This window comes from Acidovorax sp. Q11 (genome assembly GCF_054950075.1).
On sequence record NZ_JBUDZG010000021.1, the window covers coordinates 15144 to 33244 of the forward strand.

Here is an 18101-nt window from a genome sequence, read left to right on the forward strand (position 1 = left end):
TTTATAGCTATATATTTTATAGCAATACAGTGTTGACGGGCGTGGCAGAGAGTGGCGCCAGGCCCGCTCAGGCTGCTACGGCCTCGGCCACCGCAGGGCTGGCCTGCTGGGGGGTGGCCAGCGTGGGCGATGCCAGCTTGCGCAGGTAGGCCATGGTCTGCAGGCAGGCCTGGGCCACCTCGGTGCCCTTCTTCACAAAATGCTCGCGGAAGAAGCGCACATGGTCCTCGTGGTCGTGGAAGTCGCGCGGGGTGAGCACGGCCGACATCACGGGCACCTCGGTGTCGAGTTGCACGCGCATCAGGCCGTCGATGACGGCGGTGGTGACGAACTCGTGGCGGTAGATGCCGCCGTTGACCACCAGCGCACAGGCCACGATGGCGTCGTAGCGCCCGCTGCGCGCGAGCTTGCGGGCCAACAGCGGAATCTCAAACGCACCGGGCACGTCGAACAGCGCCACCTGCGCGGGGGGCAGGCCGTGGCGGTCAAACTCGGCCAGGGCCGCGTCGCGGGCCTGGTGCACGATGTCCTGGTGCCAGCTGGCACTGATGATGGCCACGCGGGCGCCACGGTGGGCGGCGACGGGAGCCAGGGGGGAAACGGAAGGTGAAGAAGACTGATTCATGGGTTCCTCGAAAAGGTCATACCAGAATCAGGGCGCGCGCGAACACGTACCCCTGGCGAATGGCATGGCCTACGGACGCGCCAAAGCGCGCCCACCAGCTGACACCCGCCACGGGGCCCGTGGGTTTCGCGATCTCTTTCATCCGGACTGTGACCGTCGGCTCTGGTTTCGCACCAGATCTGCTGACCCTGCAGGCCGATCCGAAAAACGGCACCGCAGGCGCTCGCGGGCTCTTGCTGGCTTTTCAGCCAACAAATACCGCCGGTGGGGAATTCCGCCCCGCCCTGAGAACGCTGTCGGCCCCGAAGGTCATCCGGGGCCGACGGGTGGGATTTTAGGCGGCGGGCACGCGGCACGCCGTCGCGCAGGCGATTGCCTGCACTGGCAGTGCCGGTTTCTGCGGCTGTGGGCTGTATTGAATGTCGAAGTCTGCTCAGCGCACGCGCTGAAACCCGCCTTCGGCCCAGGCCGCTGCGCTGGCGGGCGTGAGCTTGAAGGTGGGCGGCGCGGACGCACGGGCAACCTCTTCGCCCAGCTCGTCCTGCGCGCTCAGCGTGGCCGTGGCGCCTTCCTCATCGGGCACGATGGCCAGCGCCACGCGCAGGCGCTGGCCGTCTGCGGTGGTGATGTGAACGCTCTTGTTCAGCTGCGCGTGCAGTTGCTGCTCGTGGCGGCGTACCACTTCGCTGGCGGTCTTGACCAGGGTGTGGAAGGCCGACACATCGAGCGGCTTGGGGTTCTTCTTGTCACGTCCCATGGTCCAGGGGCCCACCAGCGCGGGTTCGGCCTCGCCCTTCAGCGTCATGGACACGGCCCAGCCATCGTCGTCTTCGTTCTTGATGACCTGCGCCGTCCAGCGCCCATCGCTCCAGCAGCGGGGTTCCTGGATGGTGTCGGGTACGTCGAAGCTGTTGGCAATGGGGTCGGTCATGGGTGCGGCGGAAGGGAAAAAGGCGCAGAGCATACGGCGAAAGTGCAGCCCACCATCCGGGACTACTTCACGAATTGCAGGTCTCCGTCCCGGCAGAGCCAGTCGGAGCAGGGGAACACCGCTAAAGCCCTACGTCTGGCTATCGCCTTACGAAGGTCTGGCCCGCCCAAATCACAGCATGGCTTGCACGCCATCCCGCGCTCCCCTCACCTGGAAACACACTTGACCCAAAGTTGGAAACCGCATGCCGCCCCTGCACTGAGTCGGCATGAGCCGCTCATGATTGCATGCGCCTTGCTGCCCGTGCTGCTGGTCTGGCTGTTCAATGGCCTTTGCCTGAACAGGCTTGCACTGACAAGCCCACTCCTGTTCTAGGTAGCCGACGGCATACAGTGCGTGCTGTTGCCCACCGCCCTCCTGTGGCTGCTTGCGCACAAGGCCTCTTTGCACCCCAGGCGCTATGGACTTGCCCCTCCAGAAAAGAACCTCTTGCCCCTCGCGGGACAGGGCCTGATGGTGTTTGTCACCGCAGGGCTGGCCTTCCTGATGAAGCGGAACCTGTCGTGGCGGGTGCTCGGCCCGTCGCCTGGCAGCTTCCAGTTGGTGCAACTTTTCCCTCAGGGCCTGGCGGGTGCGGCGTTGCAAATCTACGCAGCAGTAAGTGCCGGGCTGATAGAGAGCATCTTTTTCATTGGGCTGCCATGGCTGCTGTACGCAAGTGCGCGCCAACATCCTTCAGAAATGCGCTTCACACTCTGCGTATCAACCATCTTTGCGCTGGCGCACTGGGAGCACGGCAGGCACGGCGTGATCGCGGCCTTCTTTGCGCATGGGGTGATGTGCCGCTGGTTCCTGCACTGGAGAACCCTGTGGCCCATAGTGCTGGGCCACACACTGATCGACTTGGCGGCTTTTTCCTGAAGTCACAAAGAAAAGGGCTGCGCCCACTGGACGCAACCCCCGTCAATCCGGAAAGGCTCAGTTCGCCACCGTGAACCGCTTTTGCACGTGGCGCGGCGTTTCCAGCTCGTCCACGATGGCCACGGCCAGGTCCGCCACGCTGATGCTGCCGGGCTGTTCGCCGTTCATCAGCGGGGCTTCGTCGCCCAGGCGGTACTGGCCGGTGCGCTCGCCGGGCTGCAGCAGGATGGGGGGCGAGAGGAAGGTCCAGTCCAGCGTGTTTTCGGTGCGGATCCAGTTCAGCGCCTCGCGGGCGGCCAGGGCGCCCTGCTTCCATTCGGCGGGGAACTGGGGCGTGTCCACCAGCTGCACACCGGGTGCCACAAACAGGCTGCCCGCACCGCCCACCATCAGAAAGCGGCGCACGTCGGCCTGCTTGGTCCCGTCGATGGTGGCGCGGGTGCCCTTGAGGAACTGGTCGTGGATATCGGGCACGGTCCAGCCGGGGTTGTAGGCGCTCACCACCGCGTCGTGGCCTGCGGCGGCCTTGGCGACCTGGGCAGCATCCTGTGCGTCGGCAGCCACCACCGTGAGGCCTTCACGGGGAGTGAGCTTGCCGGGGTTGCGGGCCAGCACGGTCACGCGGTGGCCGCGTTGCAGCAGTTCGTTCAGCACGGCCGAGCCGACAAAGCCGGTGGCGCCGATCAGGGCGATGTTCATGGGGTCTCCTGGGGTCAAAGTTGCGATGGGGTGAGATTACGGGCTTGTCAAAGTGCGCGGTAGAGGGCTAAAAATGCCTTCTCCTTGAAGCTGTACTTCACAATTACCCCATGGAAGACCTCAAACGTATGGCCGTGTTTGCCGCCGTGGTGCAGCACGGATCGATGAGTGGCGCCGCGCGCGCTGGGCATGAGCACTTCGGCCGTGAGCCAGCAGGTGCGCAAGCTCGAAAGCGATGGCGGCGTGACGCTGCTGCACCGCTCCACCCGCAAGCTGGCACTCACCGAGGCGGGCCAGCGTTACCACGCGCGCTGCGCCGCCATGTGGGCCGCCGCCGAGCAGGCACGGGCCGAGCTGGCGGCCTCGCGCGATGAACCCAGCGGCGAACTGCGCCTGTCGGCCACGGTAGGGTTTGCGCGCCACATAGCGCCCGCGCTGGGCGAATTGCTGGCCGCCCACCCGGCGCTGCGCCTGCGGCTGCTGGTGGACGACGCGCCCATCGACCTCATCAATGCGCGCATCGACCTGGCGGTGCGCTTTGGGCGGCTTTCGGACTCGACCTGGGCGGCGCGCAGGCTGTGTGGCATGCAGTGGTACCTGGCCGCGTCGCCGCAGTGGCTGGCGCAGCATGGCGCGCCGCGCGACCCCGATGCACTGCTCACCCACAGCTGGCTGGGCTTTGCGCGCGAAGGGGGCGGGCTGTTGCTGGACCTGCACAGCCCGGCGGGCGAACCGCGTGCACTGCGGGTGGAGCCCCGCATTGCCAGCAACAACCAGCTGTCCATCCAGCAGATGTGCGAGGCCGGGCTGGGCCTGGCGCTGGTGGGCAGCATGGACGCGCACGAGGCGCTGCAGGCCGGGCAGCTGGTGCGGCTGCTGCCCGAGTGGTCGTTTGGCACGCTGGACATCTGGGCCGTGACGCCGCAGCGCGATGCGCAGCCCGCCAAGGTGCGCCAGTCGATTGCAGCGCTGCACGCCTATCTGCGGCAGGTGCCCGGGATCTCTGACTGAGTGCCAGTCTTGGCCGCCTTCCCATCGGTTTTTTATCGCACGGCCCCACAAATTCCATCGTTGTGTGGGCGCCGGGCTCTGCCTACAGTGGCGGCTCCCTGGCCAGGGTTTGTTTGATGGATTGACCCCACCACCCACCGGAGACCCGACATGACGACCAACCCGCCACTGACCTTCCCCATCGACCGCGTGCTGACCGCCTTCGAGCAGCAGGACGTGCCCACACTGCTGGCCACCATTGCCAACGATGTGGACTTCCGCATTGACCACTACCGCGACGATGCCGACACCAGCTGGCAAACCGCCCGCAACAAGGCCGAGGCGATGGCCGTGGTGCAGCGCCTGGGGATGGAGGTGTTCCCGCGCGGCACGAAGATCCTGCACACCCACAGCCAGCCGCTGGGCAACGACTGGGTGCTCACGCACTTTCACCAGCGCTTCTTTTATGCGGTACAACAGCGCGAGGTGGAATCCGTGACCTGGATCACCAGCCATTCGCAGAACGGCCAGGTGGACTATTTCCGCGAGACCGTCACCACCATCATCCCCGTCTGACAACCTGATCCAAGAAAGGCCCTGACGCCATGCTGTTTGATCTGCGCGCCCTGGGCTACTTTGTGGCGGCCTATGAAGAGCGCTCTGTCACTGCCGCATCGCGCCGCTGTTTTGTGGCGCAGCCGTCCATCAGCATGGCCATCAAGGGGCTGGAGGATGCGCTCGAAACCACCCTGTTCGAGCGCAGCCGCCAGGGCCTGGCCCCCACACCTGCCGCGCACCGGCTGTACCCCCGCGCCTGCAGCCTGCTGGCCCAGTCCAGCGCCATGGTGCGCGACTTTCGCGATGCACCACGTGAAACGCTGGGCATCTTCCTGCAGGACGACCTGATGGTGCAGCAGGCCACGCCCCTGTTCGCACAGATTGCGCAAGAGTGGCCCCACACCATGGTGCGGCTCACCGCCAGCGCACAAGAGGCCCGGCTGCGCATGGTGGCCGAGCACTGCAAGCCGCCGGGCGACACCTTTGTGCCGCTGTGGCACGAGCCCTATGTGATGCTGGTGCCCGAGCAGCACCCGCTGCGCTTCAAGAAGCGCTTTGGACTGGCAGACATTGAAAACCTGCCCCTCATCGAGTGGCCCTATTGCCCGCTGCACCAGTCCTTCATCCGCCTGCTGGCCGAGCGGGGGATTGCGCTGCAGGTGCAGGCCAGTGCCGCGCGCGAGGAGCTGCTGCTGCACATGGTGGACGCGGGCATGGGCCTGGCCGTGGTGCCGCAGTCGCATGCAGCCCAGGCGCGCCGCGCGCTCACCCGCCCGCTGGACGGGCCCCTGGCCTTTTCGCGCCACATTGGCCTGGCCTGCGACGCGTCGGACGCGCCCCTGCTCGGTCTGCTGCACCGCCTGGCGGACGGCATGAAGGCCACCGCAGCCCAGCCCGAGCCCGTGCAGCGCAGCAATGTAGTCTGATCCCCTGCCCCATCCACCCTTGTTGCACCCCCTCTGGCCACCCCCAATGATTCTGGAAATTGCCCACCTCACCGTCCGCCCTGGCCAGAACAGTGCGTTTGAACAGGCGTTTGCCCAGGCGCAGCGCATCATTGCCTCCATGCCCGGCTACATCTCCCATGAGCTGGGCCATTGCCTGGAGCGGCCGCAGGACTATGTACTGCTGGTGCGCTGGTCCACGCTGGCCGACCACGAGGTAGGGTTTCGGAAATCTCCCCAGTACCAGGAGTGGAAGCAACTGCTGCACCACTTCTATGACCCTTTCCCCACGGTTGTGCACTTTGAGCCGGTGGCCCTGGCCAGACTGTGACGGCGCCACCACGCCCGCCTGCTGCGGCGCACTATTCGGGTATTGCCTGAAGATTTAGCGCACTGCACATGCCGTTTGGGTCCTAGAATTTGTAAAAGCGCGTATCTTCATTTCTGCGCCAAGGATCCATCATGAAAGCCATCCAGCAGGACATCGACGAGCGGACCAACCTCACCAGCACCAACAAGTTTGAGCTGCTGCTGTTCCGCCTGGGCACCGACACCGCTTTGAACAAGTCCGAGCTGTTCGGCATCAACGTCTTCAAGATCCGCGAGATCGTGGCCATGCCCAGCATCACCCCCATTGCGGGCACCACGCCGCATTCGCTGGGCGTGGTCAACCTGCGCGGTCAGGTGATCCCGGTGCTGGACCTGCCCTCCATCGTAGGCTGCAAGCCCCAGACGGGCCTGAACATCATGCTGGTGACCGAATACGCACGCACCACCCAGGCGTTTGCGGTCGAATCGGTGGAAGACATCGTGCGGCTGGACTGGAAACAGGTGCTGTCGGCCGAAACCAGCGGCGCCAAGGGCAAGCTGGTCACCAGCATCGCCCGGCTGGACGGCAACACCGATGAATCCCGCCTGGCCCAGGTGCTGGACGTGGAAGCCATCCTGCAGATGGTGTCGCCGTCTGACGGCCACGAGGTGACCGAAGAGAAGGTGGGCGCCAAGCTCAAGCTCAAGCCCGGCACCATCGTCCTGGCGGCAGACGACTCCTTCGTGGCCCGTTCGCTCATTGAGCAGGAACTCAAGGTGCTCAACGCCCCCTACGAGATGGTCAAGTCGGGCAAGGAGGCCTGGGACCGGCTCAACGCCATCGCCAGAAGCGCCGAGGCCGAAGGCAAAACGGTGCTCGACCGCGTGGCCATGGTGCTCACCGACCTGGAAATGCCGGAGATGGACGGCTTCACCCTGACCCGCAACATCAAGCAGGACGCGCGCTTCCACGGCCTGCCAGTGGTCATCCACTCGTCGCTGTCGGGCTCGGCCAATGAAGACCATGTGCGCAGCGTGGGCGCCGACGGCTATGTGGCCAAGTTCGTGGCCGAAGACCTGGCCGAAACCATCCGCCGCGTGCTGCCCAAGTAAGCCCGGCCGCCGCCCTGCTGCCCGCCACCACGCCCGCGCACGGCGTGAAGGGCAGTAGGCAGATGCATATTTCGATGTTTTTTGGCCGTTTGCGCGCGTCCAGCATGCCTTTTAAGCTATCAATTTTGATACCCACACAAGGCAGCGAAGCGTTGGGCCCGGTGCGGGCCGCGCAACCGCCCGGCAGGCGCCCCGGAGCGGTCAACCAAATGGCGGCGCCAAACGCTAAAGGGCTTGGCACAGCACACGCCAGCCTTTGAAATTTGTAACATCCCACCGGGGTGTTTTTCAGGGGCTTTACGGACCCGGGTGGAACGCGCACCCCGGGGCCGGAGTCTGAACACCATGACCTACACACTCGCCCGCATCCTTTCTGCCTCGGCCCTGGGGGTTCTTGTGACCGGGTGCGCCACCGTACCGGGCGACCCGTACTACGAGCCCCCGCGCTACCAGGTGTACGAACAGCCGGGGTACATCTACAACGCCCCGCCGCCGGTGTACCAGGCCCCGCCCGTGTACCGGGCACCCGGGGTGATCTACTCGGCCCCACCACCGCCCCCCGTCTACTACGGCGGACGCGACCGGCATGACGACCGCTGGGACAAGGGCCGTGACCGCAACGACTGGCGCGAACGGGAGCGTGACCGTGACCGTGCCGAACGGGACCGTGCGGCCCGCGAGCGGGACCAACGCGAACAACAGGCCCGCGACGCCGACCGCCGCGCCCGCGAACGCGACCAGGCCCGCCGCGAGCAGGCCGAGCGCGACCGCCGCGCCGCAGAAGACCGGCGCAACCGTGGCCCCGGGCAATTGGCCCCCGGCAGCTACACACCCCATCCGCAGGACTGGCGCTCGCGCCAGTTCTCGAACAGCCAGGAACAGCCCTGAACCGCGTCGCCTGGCGATCAACAGACGAACGAACCCACTTTTTGAGCGGTGCCCCCATGACCCGAGCCCAGCATTTCCTCGCATGCCTGTGTGTGGCCTGGATCGGCACCGCCGCCCAGGCCCAGGTGGTGCGCTGCACCGACCCCGCCACCGGCAAGGTGACCTACACCGACGGCAAATGTGCGGGCGGCACCACGGCGCGTGAGGTGGAGGCGCGCAAAACGCCAGAAGAAATCCAGCGCGAACGCGAGCAGGCCGCCGAAGCGCTGGCGCTGAAGCAAAAGCGCCTGGAGGCCGAGAACAAGGCTGCAGAAACCGAGGCCCTGCGCAACGCACAGCGGGAGCGCACCCCGGCCGCCAAATCGCAGGACTACGCCCGCTCCCCCGAATGTGCGCGCTCACGCCGCAACCTGGACGTGGTGCTGAGCAGCGGCAACGCAGGCAGCTATGAACAAAGCCAGCGTGCAGAGGCCGCCCAGCGGCAGATGGACCTGGACTGCCTGGGCCCCGAGGGTTATGCCGAGGTAGAAAAAGCCCGTGCGGCGCGCCCCACCACGGTCAACACCACCCCCGCGCCGGTCGTGGTGGTGGTGCCGCCCCGCCACCCGGTGCGCCCCACGCCCCAGCCCACACCGGCCCCGGAGCCGAAAAAATTCACGCAGTGCAACGTGTTCCGCTGCTACGACAGCCAGGGCAACGTCTACCCGCGCTGAGAACCTGCCGGTACGTCCGTCGCGCGCAAGCCCTTCAGCCCCTGCGCCACGCTGGGGTAGCGCAGCCGCACACCCAGCTCCTGCAACATGCGCCGGTTGTCCAGTCGGCGCGACTCGCCCATGAAGCTCAGCAGCATCAAGGACAACTGCTCCTGCGCCGTGCTGCGCGGCACCCTGGGCGGGCGCGGCAGGCCATACAGGTCGGCCGCCAGGTCGAAGTAGTCGCCCATCTTCATGTGGGTCGCGTCGCTCACGTTGTAGGCGCGCTGCGGCCGCCCCTTCCACAGCGCGGCCACGCAGGCACGCGCCAGATCGTCGGCGTGGATGTGGTTGGTGAACACATCGTCCTCGGGCACCAGCACCGGCGTTCCGCGCCGCAGGCGGGCCTCGGGCGTGCCGCCCTCGCGGTCGGGGGCATAGATGCCCGGAATGCGCAGCACGCTGGCCCGCACCCCGGCGCGGCCCAGGTGGCGCACGGCACGCTCGGCATTCACCCGGCGCTGCGCGCGCGGTGTGGCAGGGGCCAAAGTGCGCGTCTCGGGCACCAGGGCGCCCTGGCAATCGCCATACACCCCGCTGGTGGATGCATAGGCCAGCGACACCGGCAGGCTGCGCAGCCGCAGCACCCGGGCCAGTGCCACGGTGCGCGGGTCGGCCCACCAGGCAGCGCCGCCAGCGCCTTCGCCGGGCGGCGGCGCCAGGTGCAGCACCCGCGTGGCCACCCCCGACAGGCGGCGCAGCGTGGCGGCATCGTCCAGGTTGCCGAGCAATGGCCGCGCGCCCAGACGGCGCAGCCCCACCACGCGGGACGGGCTGGAGGTGAGCGCCAGCACCTGCAGGCGCCCCGCACCCGGGCCCGTATTCAGGTCACGCACCACACGTTGACCCACATCACCACAGCCCACGATCAGCAGGCGTTCACGGCGAAAGCGCGCCGGCAGGGCGCCAAGGGGGTTTGAGAGCGTGTTCATAGTTTGTTCATAGTGTCCGCAAGGTCGCAAACAGCCACGATCTAGGCGCCCTCCGCAGCCCATGCTGGTGGCATGGGCAAGGCGGGCAACAACGAGCGTGGCTGTTTGCGACCTTGCCCGAAGGGTTGCCCCGCAAAGGCAGCGTCTGCGGCGTTGCAAATCCTCGCCGGGCCACCAGCCCGGCTGCGGTTTGCGCCTTGCAGCCACAGCCTTTGTGGGGCAACGGGCACTATGAACAAACTATGAACACGCTCTGAGGGCAAAATCGGGGCCGTTTGCTTGGATAGAACACGTCCCGAGGATACCCACAACATGACCAGCGCCGAGGCTGCCACCACCGCAGCGTTCCAGATCACCGTGCAGCCCAGCGGCAGCGCTTTCAGTGCCCCCACAGGCCAGACCATCCTGGCCGCTGCCATCCAGAACGGCGTGGGCCTGCCCTATGGCTGCAAGGACGGCGCCTGCGGCTCGTGCAAGTGCAAGAAGATCAGTGGCACGGTGCGCCATGGCGAACACCAGCCCAAGGCGCTCAGCGCCGACGAAGAGGCTGCAGGCCTGGTGCTGACCTGCTGCGCCGAGCCGCTGTCGGACGTGGTGCTCGAATCGCGCCAGGTCACCGACGAAAGCGCCTACCCCATCAAGAAGATGCCGGTGCGCGTGTCCACCCTGGAGAAAAAGTCGCCGGACGTGATGCAGGTGCGCCTGCAGCTGCCCGCCGCCGACACCTTCCGCTACCACGCGGGCCAGTACATCGAATTCATCCTGCGTGATGGCGCGCGCCGCGCCTATTCGATGGCCAACGCCCCCCACACCCAGACCGAGGCACCCGGGGTGGAACTGCACATCCGCCACATGCCCGGCGGCAAGTTCACCGACCATGTGTTCGGCGCGATGAAGGAAAAGGAAATCCTGCGCGTGGAAGGCCCGTTCGGCAGCTTCTTCCTGCGCGAGGACTCGGACAAGCCCATCGTGCTGCTGGCCTCAGGCACGGGCTTTGCGCCCATCAAGGCGCTGATCGAGCACCTGCAGTTCAAGGGCATCACCCGTCCCACCGCGCTGTACTGGGGTGGCCGCCGCCCCGAAGACCTGTACATGCACGACTGGGTGCAGGCCCACGCCGCTGAGCTGCCCTGGCTGCGCTACATCCCCGTCATCTCCAACGCCCTACCTGAAGACGGCTGGAGCGGCCGCACGGGCTTTGTGCACCAGGCCGTGCTGGATGATTTTGCTGACCTCTCAGGCCACCAGGTCTATGCCTGCGGTGCGCCCATCGTGGTCGATTCGGCCCGCGCGGCCTACAGCGCCCAGCGCGGCCTGCCACCCGAAGAGTTCTTCGCCGACTCCTTCACCTCCGAAGCCGATAAACACGGCGGCTGACCGTGGACCCGCGCGCGGCGCCCGCCGACTCTGCCGAGGCCGGTGCCCCGCGCCCTTCACACCGCTTGCCCCGGGGCGCGGGGTTCATCGCAGCCCTGCTGTGTGTGGCCGTACTGCTGGTGGTGGCGGCCGGTGAATGGGCGGCCCAGAGCGAGCGGGACACCCAGTGGGACAACCTGCGCCGCTCGGGCGAAGTGCAGGCCCTGGCGCTGCTGGGCGTGGCCACACGCTACAACTACCTGCCCTTCACCACCGCCCAGCACCCGCTGGTGCGCCAGTTGCTGCACCACCCCACTTCCCAGGAGGTGCGTGATGCCGCCAACGCTTACCTCCAGACCGTGAACGAGCACGCAGGCTCCGACATGCTCTACGTGATGGACCCGCAGGGCCTCACCCTCGCATCAAGCAACTGGGACACACCCAACAGCTTTGTGCACCAGAACTACCGCAACCGCCCCTACTTCCACGATGCCCTGGGTGGTGACACCGGGCGCTTCTATGGCGTGGGCAAGACCACGGGCGAGCCCGGCCTGTTTGTGTCGGCCCCCGTGCGCGACAACGGCCGGGTGATTGGCGTGGTGGCCGTGAAAGTGCGCATGGAGCCCATCGCCAACCCCTGGGAGCAGCTGCGCGACCCGGTGTTCGTAACGGACGCACGCGGCATCGTGTTCCTGGGCTCCGAGCCCAGCTGGCTGTACCGTACCAGCCGTCCCGTGCCCGCCGCCGACGTGCAGCAGCTGCAGCACAACGAACAATATGGCACCGGCTGGACACCCCGCCCCGTGCCCTGGGCCTTGCGCCAGCAGGCCGACCAGCCCGGCGCCGAGCTGCGCCTGGACGGCAATGGCAAGCGGTACCTGGCATTCGAGGAAGCCCTGCCCGACCTGGGCTGGACACTCACCGTCACAGCCGACAGCCGGGTGGTGACCGTGGCGCGCCAGCAGGCCTGGGCGCTGGCCACGCTGGCCTCGGGCCTGCTGGTGCTGGGCGCGCTCTACTGGCAGCTGCGCGAGCGCCGCCTGGCCGAAAACCGCCAGGCCCGCATCGGGCTGGAGCAGCGCGTGCAGGAGCGCACCCACGCGCTGCAGCAGGCCCAGGCGTTCCGTCAGTCGATGGAAGACTCACTGCTGGTCGGCATGCGCGCCCGCGACCTGGAGGGCCGCATCGTCTACGTGAATGCCGCCATGTGCGACATGGTGGGCTACCGCGCCGACGAACTCATCGGCCAGCGACCGCCCTACCCCTATTGGCACCCCGACGAGCTGGACCGGCACTGGAACGACAGCGACACCGTGCTGGCTGGCAAGGCATCGCCCCAGGGCCGCGAAAACCGGCTGCGCCACCGCGATGGCTCGGACGTCTACACCATGTTCTACACCACCCGGCTCATCGACGGCCACGGCCAACACATCGGCTGGATGAGTTCGGTGGTGAACATCACGGCCCAGAAACGCGCCGAAGAGCAGCAACAGCAGCGCGAGGCCCAGCTGCAGCGCGTGCAGCGCGTGATCACCGTGGGCGAGATGGCCTCGACCCTGGCGCACGAGCTGAACCAGCCACTCGCGGCCCTGGTCAACTACGCGGCCGCAGCCAAGTCCCTGGCCGCACAGGGCAAGCCAGAGCTGCTGAACGAGACCCTGGCCGCGCTCTCGGCCCAGGCGCTGCGCGCGGCCGACATCGTGGGCCGCATCCGCCACTGGGTGCGCCAGCACCCGGCAGCCCGCGAGCCCTGCGACCTGAACGCCGCCGTGGATCAGTCGCTCGCGCTGCTGCTGCGCGCCGAGGCGCGCCGGCATGGCGTGGCCGTGCGCCTGGACCTGGCCCGCGAGCCCGTGCGGGTGAGTGCCGACCGCGTGCTGCTGGAGCAGGTGGTGCTGAACCTGGGGCTGAACGCACTGCAGGCCATGCAGTCCCAGGCTGCGCCCGCCCACGGCCCTGAGCTGCTGCTGCGCACGGCGGCCGAGGACGGCCATGCCTCCCTGCAGGTGCTGGACCGGGGCCCCGGCCTCGCGCCCGAGATTGCCGAGCGCCTGTTCGAGCCCTTCTTCACCACCCGCGAAGGCGGCCTGGGCCTGGGCCTGAACATCTGCCGCTCCATCGTCGAAAGCATGGGCGGCGCGCTGCTGGCCCGCAACCGCGAAGGGGGCGGCGCGATCTTCGAGATACGGCTTCCCCTGCACCAGGTTTCCACATCCGCTGCGACCTTGCCATGAACGACCCCACCCCGGCCCAGCCACCCGCCCCGCTTCTTCAGGTCTACATCGTGGACGACGACGCAGGTGTGCGCCACTCGCTGGCCGCGCTGCTGCTGGCCCGTGGCCACGCGGCCCAGGTGTTTGCCAGCGGGGCGGAGTTTCTGGCCCAGGCCGACCTGGCCCAGCCCGGCTGCGTGCTGCTGGACCTGCGCATGGACGGCATAAGCGGCCTGCAGGTGTTCGAGGCCATGCGCCAGCGCGGGTCGGTGCTCAAGACCGTGTTCCTGTCCGCCCACGGCGAGCTGGCCTCGGCTGTGGCCGCCGTCAAGCAGGGCGCGGTGGACTGGCTGGAAAAACCCTGCGACGAAGCCACACTGCTGGCCGCCGTGCAGCGCGCAGCCAGCCTGTCGCAGGCGCTGGCCGCCGAGGCGCAGCGCCGCGCCGGGTTGCTGGAGCGCTGGAACGCGCTGAGCCCACGCCAGCAGGAGGTGGCGCGCCTGGTGGCCACGGGCATCAGCAGCAAGGAAGTCGCCCGCGCCCTGGCGCAGCACGACCCCGACCGCCCCATCGACCCCCGCACCGTGGACACACACCGCTCGGCCATCTTTTTGAAGCTGGACATACGCTCGTCGCACGAGCTGGGCAAGCTGGTGGAAGAACTGGGGCTTGCCGAAGGCCTTTCCCCCAGGCTTTCGTAAGCCTTCTTACGAATTTTTTGCACAATGCATCCATGAACCGCAGAAACATCCTCCTCGCCAGTGCCGTTGCCGCCGCAACGGTTTTTTCTCCCTCCATCGCTTCGGCGCAGGACACGAGCCAACCCATCCGCCTGATCGTGCCGTATGCCCCCGGCGGCCCCATCGACGTGACGGCGCGTGCACTGGCCGAGCGCGTGCGCGATTCGCTGGGCACGGTGATCATCGACAACAAGGGCGGCGCGGGCGGCAACATCGGCGCCGACGCCATTGCCAAGGCCGCGCCCGATGGCCTGACCATCGGCATCGCCGCCACCGCCACCCATGCGGTCAACCCCTGGCTGTATGCCCGCATGCCCTATGACGCGGGCAAGGACTTTGCAGCCATCACGCAGATGGTGCGCGTACCCAACGTGCTGGTCATGAACGCCGCCAAGGCCGAGCAGCTCAAGATCAACTCGGTGGCCGACCTGATTGCGTACGCCAAGGCCAACCCCGCCAAGCTCAACTACGGCAGCGGCGGCAACGGCAGCGCAGGCCATCTGGCGGGCGAGATGTTCAAGCAGCGCGCGGGCATCTTCGCGCTGCACATCCCCTACCGGGGCGCCAACCCGGCCCAGCTCGCGCTGCTGGCGGGCGAGGTGGACTTCAACATCGACAACCTGGCTGCCGCCGCGCCCAACATCCGCGCGGGCAAGCTCAAGGCGCTGGCCGTGACCTCGCTGGATGCCTCGGCGTCGCTGCCCGGCGTGCCGCCGCTGTCCTCTACCTTCAAGGGCTTCTCCATCGACACCTGGTGGGGCCTGGTGGCGCCTGCGGCCACGCCCAAGCCCATCATCGACAAGCTGAACAAGGCCTTTGTCGCAGCGCTGAACGCGCCCGAGACCAAGACCCGCTTTGGTGCCCTGCTGGCCGAACCCGTGGCCACCACGCCGCAGCAGTTCGACAGCTTCATGGCCGCCGAGCGTGCCAAGTACCAGCAGGTGGTGAAGGCGTCAGGCGCGAAGGTAGATTGACCCCCTGAGCAGCAACCCGCTCGGTGCCGCCGCCAGAGGCGGCAGCTCTTCGATGCCGTCCAAGCCTGCGCAGGCAGGCTTGGAGTTGCGGCCTCTCAGCCCCAAGGGGGACGCCGCCCGTGGCCCGGCAGAGCCGGTTCCACGGTGGCGCTGGCGTGGGGCCGCGCCCGCGTCATACGGTGCGGGTGAGCCAAGTGCACTGCTTTCTTTAGGCTTTTTTGGCCTCTTGCGCGCGCCCATCAAGCGCTAGCAGCTCCTAAATCAGGAGCAATCACCACCCACAACACCCTCTGCCCAGCCCGCATCGGCCAGCCGGTAGATGCTCTGCGCGGCCACGGCCTGCAAGGCGGCGGCACTCACCCGGTCGGGCACCAGGTCGGCCAGGGGGTGCAGCACAAAGGCGCGCTCGGCCATGCGGGGGTGGGGCGCGGTGAGGGTGGGGGTGTGAATCACCTGGTCGCCAAACCACAGGATGTCCAGGTCCAGCGTGCGCGGCGCATTGCGGTAAGGGCGCTCGCGCCCGGCAGATTGTTCAATGGCCTGCAGCGCCTGCAGCAGGGCCTCGGGTGCGAGGGTGGTGGCCACTTCGGCCACGGCGTTCAGGTAGTCGGGGCCACTGGCATCCACAGGGGCGCTACCGTACAGCGGCGACACCCGCAGCACCCGGGTGCCGGGGCATTGGCCCAAAGCCGCCAGGGCCTGGCGCAGGGCGGCTTCGCGCTCGCCCAGGTTGGCGCCCAGGCCCACATAGGCCAGGGCGGGCTCAGCGCCCATGTCCCGCCAACTCACTCACTCGCCTGCAGTGGCAGGCGCTGCGCCTTCGCCACCACCGCCCGCCCCGCCACCGGGCTTGCGGCGACGGCGGCGGCGTTTTTTGGGGGCGCTGCCTTCGGTGGCGAACTCGGCGTCGCCCCCTGGCAGATCAGCGTCTTCCGGTTGGCCTGCCGCGCGCGGGGCCGATGCCGGCGCTGGCGCCTGGTTGCGCGGCACGCGCTTGACCACGGGCTGCTGCGCCTTCTGGCGGGCCTTCTGCTCTTCGCGCGCCTGGTCCATCAGGTCTTCGCGGCGCTCGTCGTCGGCCGCCTGGAAGTCCTGCCACCATTCGGCCAGCGCTTCTTCCACCTCGCCCACGTCGGCGCGCAGGCGCATGAAGTCGAACCCGGCCCGGAAGCGCGGCTGCATCACCATGCCAAACGGGGTGCTGCCCACGCGCTTTTCAAAGCGGGGCTGCATGACCCAGATCTCGCGCATGTCGGCCGCCAGCTTGCCCCGGCCCGACACGTCGCCGATGCGGCGGTCGAAAACTTCGTCGATGGCCTCCTGCAGCGCGGGCAGCGGGTGCTGGCGCTGGTTCAGGCGCTCTTGCCAGCCATTGCGTACGTCTTCCCACAGCACGCAGGCCAGCAAGAAGCTGGGGGCCACGGGCTTGCCTTCGTTCACGCGGCGGTCGGTGTCCACCAGCGCAGCCTTCACAAACGGGGTGTCGGCACGCTCCACGGCCACGTCCAGCAGCGGGTAGATGCCCTTGGCCATGCCCAGCTTCTTGAGCTGCTCGATGGTGGCAATGGCGTGGCCGGTCTGCAGCAGCTTGAGCATTTCGTCAAACATGCGGCTTTGCGGTACCTCGGCCAGCAGCGCCTGCGACTGCACCAGCGGCGCGGCCGACTTGGCGTCGATGCTGAAGCCCAGCGGGCTGAGCTTGGCCGCAAACCGCACGGCGCGGATGATGCGCACCGGGTCTTCGCGGTAGCGCGTGGCGGGGTCGCCAATCATGCGCAGGGTCTTCTTCTTGGCGTCCTGCAAACCCTTGTGGTAATCCACCACGATCTGGCTGACCGGGTCGTAGTACATGGCGTTCACGGTGAAATCGCGGCGTGTGGCGTCTTCGTCCTGCGGGCCCCAGACGTTGTCGCGCAGCACGCGGCCCGATGCGTCCACGGCATGCTGCATGCCCGACAGCTGGGCCTTGCTGGTCTTTTCGTTGCCCGACACCTGGCCTGCAGCGGCGTTGTCGAGGTAGGCACGGAAGGTGGAGACCTCGATCACCTCATGCTCACGCCCCCGGCCATGCACCACGTGCACGATGCGAAAGCGCTTGCCGATGATGAAGGCGCGGCGGAACAGGCCCTTGACCTGCTCGGGCGTGGCGTTGGTGGCCACGTCGAAGTCCTTGGGGCGCAGGCCCAGTAGCAGGTCGCGCACGGCGCCGCCGACGATGTAGGCCTCAAAACCTGCTTGCTTGAGGGTGGCTACCACCTCGGCGGCGCGGCGGTCCACCAGCTCGGGGTTGATGCCGTGGACCGAGGCAGGCACCTCTTCACGCTTGCCGAAATGGGGCTTGCCGCCCGAGGTGCCGGGCGTCGATTTGCCCAGCAGTTTGTCGATGAACTTCTTGATCATGGATAGGGAGTAATCAGGAGGACGCCTGGCTGGCAGGGGCCGTGAACAGGTCCAGTATGCGCCAGCCGCGCTGCTGGGCCAGGGCGCGCAGGCGCGGGTCGGGGTTGGTGGCCACAGGGCGGTTTACCTTTTCGAGCAGGGGCACGTCGTTCATGGAGTCGCTGTAGAACGTGCTGTCCACATCGACCCAGGTGAGCTGGCGCGCGGCCAGCCATTGCTCCATGCGCGTGACCTTGCCCTCGCGCATGGTGGGCACGCCGTCGATCTCGCCGGTGTACCAGCCGCTGGCGTCACGTACCAGCTGCACGGCCAGCAGCTGCGGCACGCCCAGCGCCTGGGCGATGGGCGTGGTCACAAACTCGTTGGTGGCGGTGACGATCAGCACCTCGTCGCCCGCCGCCTGGTGCTGGCGGATGAGGTCGAGTGCCTGCGGCTGGATGGCCGGGGTGATGACCTCGCGCATGAACTGCTGGTGCGCGGCCGCTGCGGCCTCGGGCCCGCGCAGGCGCACGGCCTCGGTGGCAAACCGCACGTAGTCGTGCACGTTGAGCGTGCCCGCCTGGTAGTGGGCGTAGAACTCGTCGTTGCGGCGCGCGAACTCCACCGGGTCGTTCCAGCCGATGCGGATGGTGAACTCGCCCCACTCGTAGTCGGAGTCGAGCGGCAGCAGCGTGTGGTCCAGATCGAACAGCGCAAGCCGCAGGCGGCGTGGTTCAGAGGTCATTGAGATTCACAAAGAGACAAAAGGGAAACACC

The 18101-nt window shown here is 67.5% G+C and carries 19 protein-coding genes, 1 pseudogene and 1 riboswitch; of the genes and pseudogenes, 12 read left to right on the plus strand and 8 right to left on the minus strand.

What is annotated here, in order from left to right:
* Window positions 1-67: 67 nt before the first annotated feature.
* From ACYZGB_RS16065 to ACYZGB_RS16075, 3 genes are all read right to left on the minus strand, one after another.
* Window positions 68-625: a 6,7-dimethyl-8-ribityllumazine synthase gene (locus ACYZGB_RS16065; RefSeq protein ID WP_462389697.1), complete on the minus strand. Its 558-nt coding sequence runs from the start codon at window positions 623-625 to the stop codon at window positions 68-70.
* A 16-nt stretch (window positions 626-641) separates the two neighbouring features.
* Complete coding sequence (locus tag ACYZGB_RS16070) at window positions 642-767, minus strand: hypothetical protein (RefSeq protein WP_462389698.1); 126 nt, start codon at window positions 765-767, stop codon at window positions 642-644.
* Window positions 752-921, minus strand: a riboswitch (FMN riboswitch). Its footprint overlaps the gene before it by 16 nt.
* A 137-nt stretch (window positions 922-1058) precedes the next feature.
* A complete protein-coding gene (locus tag ACYZGB_RS16075; RefSeq protein ID WP_462389700.1) occupies window positions 1059-1556 on the minus strand; it encodes a hypothetical protein in 498 nt (165 codons plus the stop codon).
* 396 nt (window positions 1557-1952) lie between these two features.
* Here ACYZGB_RS16075 and ACYZGB_RS16080 point away from each other — a divergent pair, with 396 nt between their 5' ends.
* Complete coding sequence (locus tag ACYZGB_RS16080; protein WP_462389702.1) at window positions 1953-2477, plus strand: CPBP family intramembrane glutamic endopeptidase; 525 nt, start codon at window positions 1953-1955, stop codon at window positions 2475-2477.
* Between the two features lie 57 nt (window positions 2478-2534).
* On the opposite strand, the gene ACYZGB_RS16085 is transcribed toward ACYZGB_RS16080, so the two are convergent.
* Window positions 2535-3176, minus strand: coding sequence for an NAD(P)-dependent oxidoreductase (locus tag ACYZGB_RS16085; RefSeq protein WP_462389704.1), 642 nt, complete (start codon window positions 3174-3176; stop codon window positions 2535-2537).
* A 110-nt stretch (window positions 3177-3286) separates the two neighbouring features.
* On the opposite strand from ACYZGB_RS16085, the pseudogene ACYZGB_RS16090 reads away from it, so the two are divergent.
* The 7 genes and pseudogenes from ACYZGB_RS16090 (at window position 3287) to ACYZGB_RS16120 (ending at window position 8691) form a co-directional block, all read left to right on the plus strand.
* Window positions 3287-4187, plus strand: a pseudogene (locus tag ACYZGB_RS16090) (LysR family transcriptional regulator).
* A gap of 150 nt (window positions 4188-4337) precedes the next feature.
* Window positions 4338-4742, plus strand: coding sequence for a hypothetical protein (locus tag ACYZGB_RS16095; RefSeq protein ID WP_462389706.1), 405 nt, complete (start codon window positions 4338-4340; stop codon window positions 4740-4742).
* A 29-nt stretch (window positions 4743-4771) separates the two neighbouring features.
* Window positions 4772-5650: a LysR family transcriptional regulator gene (locus ACYZGB_RS16100; RefSeq protein ID WP_462389707.1), complete on the plus strand. Its 879-nt coding sequence runs from the start codon at window positions 4772-4774 to the stop codon at window positions 5648-5650.
* Between the two features lie 46 nt (window positions 5651-5696).
* On the plus strand, window positions 5697-5999 hold the full coding sequence (locus ACYZGB_RS16105; protein ID WP_462389709.1) for an antibiotic biosynthesis monooxygenase family protein: 303 nt from the start codon (window positions 5697-5699) through the stop codon (window positions 5997-5999).
* A 131-nt stretch (window positions 6000-6130) separates the two neighbouring features.
* Window positions 6131-7090 carry a chemotaxis protein gene (locus tag ACYZGB_RS16110; RefSeq protein ID WP_462389711.1) on the plus strand — a complete coding sequence of 320 codons (960 nt, stop codon included), beginning with the start codon at window positions 6131-6133 and terminating at the stop codon, window positions 7088-7090.
* Window positions 7091-7435: 345 nt separating this feature from the next.
* Window positions 7436-7978: a hypothetical protein gene (locus ACYZGB_RS16115; RefSeq protein WP_462389713.1), complete on the plus strand. Its 543-nt coding sequence runs from the start codon at window positions 7436-7438 to the stop codon at window positions 7976-7978.
* Window positions 7979-8034: 56 nt separating this feature from the next.
* Complete coding sequence (locus tag ACYZGB_RS16120; protein WP_462389715.1) at window positions 8035-8691, plus strand: DUF4124 domain-containing protein; 657 nt, start codon at window positions 8035-8037, stop codon at window positions 8689-8691.
* Here ACYZGB_RS16120 and ACYZGB_RS16125 read toward each other — a convergent pair.
* Window positions 8679-9662, minus strand: coding sequence for an NAD-dependent epimerase/dehydratase family protein (locus ACYZGB_RS16125; RefSeq protein WP_462389716.1), 984 nt, complete (start codon window positions 9660-9662; stop codon window positions 8679-8681). The genes ACYZGB_RS16120 and ACYZGB_RS16125 overlap by 13 nt on opposite strands.
* Before the next feature lie 312 nt (window positions 9663-9974).
* Between ACYZGB_RS16125 and ACYZGB_RS16130 the strand changes: the two genes are divergently transcribed.
* From ACYZGB_RS16130 to ACYZGB_RS16145, 4 genes are read left to right on the plus strand one after another with little or no spacing between them, the layout of a single operon-like run.
* Entirely contained in the window at window positions 9975-11039 is a 1065-nt protein-coding gene (locus tag ACYZGB_RS16130) for a CDP-6-deoxy-delta-3,4-glucoseen reductase (protein WP_462389718.1), read from the plus strand.
* A 2-nt stretch (window positions 11040-11041) separates the two neighbouring features.
* Window positions 11042-13252, plus strand: coding sequence for a PAS domain S-box protein (locus ACYZGB_RS16135; RefSeq protein WP_462389720.1), 2211 nt, complete (start codon window positions 11042-11044; stop codon window positions 13250-13252).
* Window positions 13249-13932 (plus strand): response regulator transcription factor, encoded by a 684-nt coding sequence (locus ACYZGB_RS16140; protein WP_462389722.1) that lies wholly within the window; start codon window positions 13249-13251, stop codon window positions 13930-13932. Before ACYZGB_RS16135 ends, ACYZGB_RS16140 begins: the two co-directional genes overlap by 4 nt.
* A 32-nt stretch (window positions 13933-13964) precedes the next feature.
* On the plus strand, window positions 13965-14945 hold the full coding sequence (locus tag ACYZGB_RS16145; protein ID WP_462389723.1) for a Bug family tripartite tricarboxylate transporter substrate binding protein: 981 nt from the start codon (window positions 13965-13967) through the stop codon (window positions 14943-14945).
* Between the two features lie 261 nt (window positions 14946-15206).
* On the opposite strand, the gene folK is transcribed toward ACYZGB_RS16145, so the two are convergent.
* Genes folK through ACYZGB_RS16160 form a run of 3 tightly spaced genes read right to left on the minus strand, consistent with a single transcriptional unit; the run spans window position 15207 to window position 18069 of the window.
* Complete coding sequence (gene folK, locus ACYZGB_RS16150) at window positions 15207-15719, minus strand: 2-amino-4-hydroxy-6-hydroxymethyldihydropteridine diphosphokinase (protein ID WP_462389787.1); 513 nt, start codon at window positions 15717-15719, stop codon at window positions 15207-15209.
* Window positions 15720-15734: 15 nt separating this feature from the next.
* Complete coding sequence (gene pcnB / locus ACYZGB_RS16155) at window positions 15735-17345, minus strand: polynucleotide adenylyltransferase PcnB (RefSeq protein ID WP_462389724.1); 1611 nt, start codon at window positions 17343-17345, stop codon at window positions 15735-15737.
* Between the two features lie 13 nt (window positions 17346-17358).
* On the minus strand, window positions 17359-18069 hold the full coding sequence (locus ACYZGB_RS16160) for a histidinol-phosphatase (protein WP_462389725.1): 711 nt from the start codon (window positions 18067-18069) through the stop codon (window positions 17359-17361).
* Window positions 18070-18101 lie beyond the last annotated feature (32 nt).

Excerpts from the sequence above, each read along its gene's own strand:
- ACYZGB_RS16100 (WP_462389707.1), top strand. The coding sequence starts at position 4,772 with ATGCTGTTTGATCTGCGCGCCCTGGGCTACTTTGTGGCGGCCTATGAA.
- ACYZGB_RS16070 (WP_462389698.1), bottom strand. The coding sequence starts at position 767 with ATGAAAGAGATCGCGAAACCCACGGGCCCCGTGGCGGGTGTCAGCTGG.
- pcnB (WP_462389724.1), bottom strand. The coding sequence starts at position 17,345 with ATGATCAAGAAGTTCATCGACAAACTGCTGGGCAAATCGACGCCCGGC.
- folK (WP_462389787.1), bottom strand. The coding sequence starts at position 15,719 with ATGGGCGCTGAGCCCGCCCTGGCCTATGTGGGCCTGGGCGCCAACCTG.
- ACYZGB_RS16125 (WP_462389716.1), bottom strand. The coding sequence starts at position 9,662 with ATGAACACGCTCTCAAACCCCCTTGGCGCCCTGCCGGCGCGCTTTCGC.
- ACYZGB_RS16065 (WP_462389697.1), bottom strand. The coding sequence starts at position 625 with ATGAATCAGTCTTCTTCACCTTCCGTTTCCCCCCTGGCTCCCGTCGCC.
- ACYZGB_RS16130 (WP_462389718.1), top strand. The coding sequence starts at position 9,975 with ATGACCAGCGCCGAGGCTGCCACCACCGCAGCGTTCCAGATCACCGTG.
- ACYZGB_RS16115 (WP_462389713.1), top strand. The coding sequence starts at position 7,436 with ATGACCTACACACTCGCCCGCATCCTTTCTGCCTCGGCCCTGGGGGTT.
- ACYZGB_RS16110 (WP_462389711.1), top strand. The coding sequence starts at position 6,131 with ATGAAAGCCATCCAGCAGGACATCGACGAGCGGACCAACCTCACCAGC.
- ACYZGB_RS16160 (WP_462389725.1), bottom strand. The coding sequence starts at position 18,069 with ATGACCTCTGAACCACGCCGCCTGCGGCTTGCGCTGTTCGATCTGGAC.
- ACYZGB_RS16095 (WP_462389706.1), top strand. The coding sequence starts at position 4,338 with ATGACGACCAACCCGCCACTGACCTTCCCCATCGACCGCGTGCTGACC.
- ACYZGB_RS16105 (WP_462389709.1), top strand. The coding sequence starts at position 5,697 with ATGATTCTGGAAATTGCCCACCTCACCGTCCGCCCTGGCCAGAACAGT.
- ACYZGB_RS16085 (WP_462389704.1), bottom strand. The coding sequence starts at position 3,176 with ATGAACATCGCCCTGATCGGCGCCACCGGCTTTGTCGGCTCGGCCGTG.
- ACYZGB_RS16120 (WP_462389715.1), top strand. The coding sequence starts at position 8,035 with ATGACCCGAGCCCAGCATTTCCTCGCATGCCTGTGTGTGGCCTGGATC.
- ACYZGB_RS16140 (WP_462389722.1), top strand. The coding sequence starts at position 13,249 with ATGAACGACCCCACCCCGGCCCAGCCACCCGCCCCGCTTCTTCAGGTC.
- ACYZGB_RS16075 (WP_462389700.1), bottom strand. The coding sequence starts at position 1,556 with ATGACCGACCCCATTGCCAACAGCTTCGACGTACCCGACACCATCCAG.
- ACYZGB_RS16145 (WP_462389723.1), top strand. The coding sequence starts at position 13,965 with ATGAACCGCAGAAACATCCTCCTCGCCAGTGCCGTTGCCGCCGCAACG.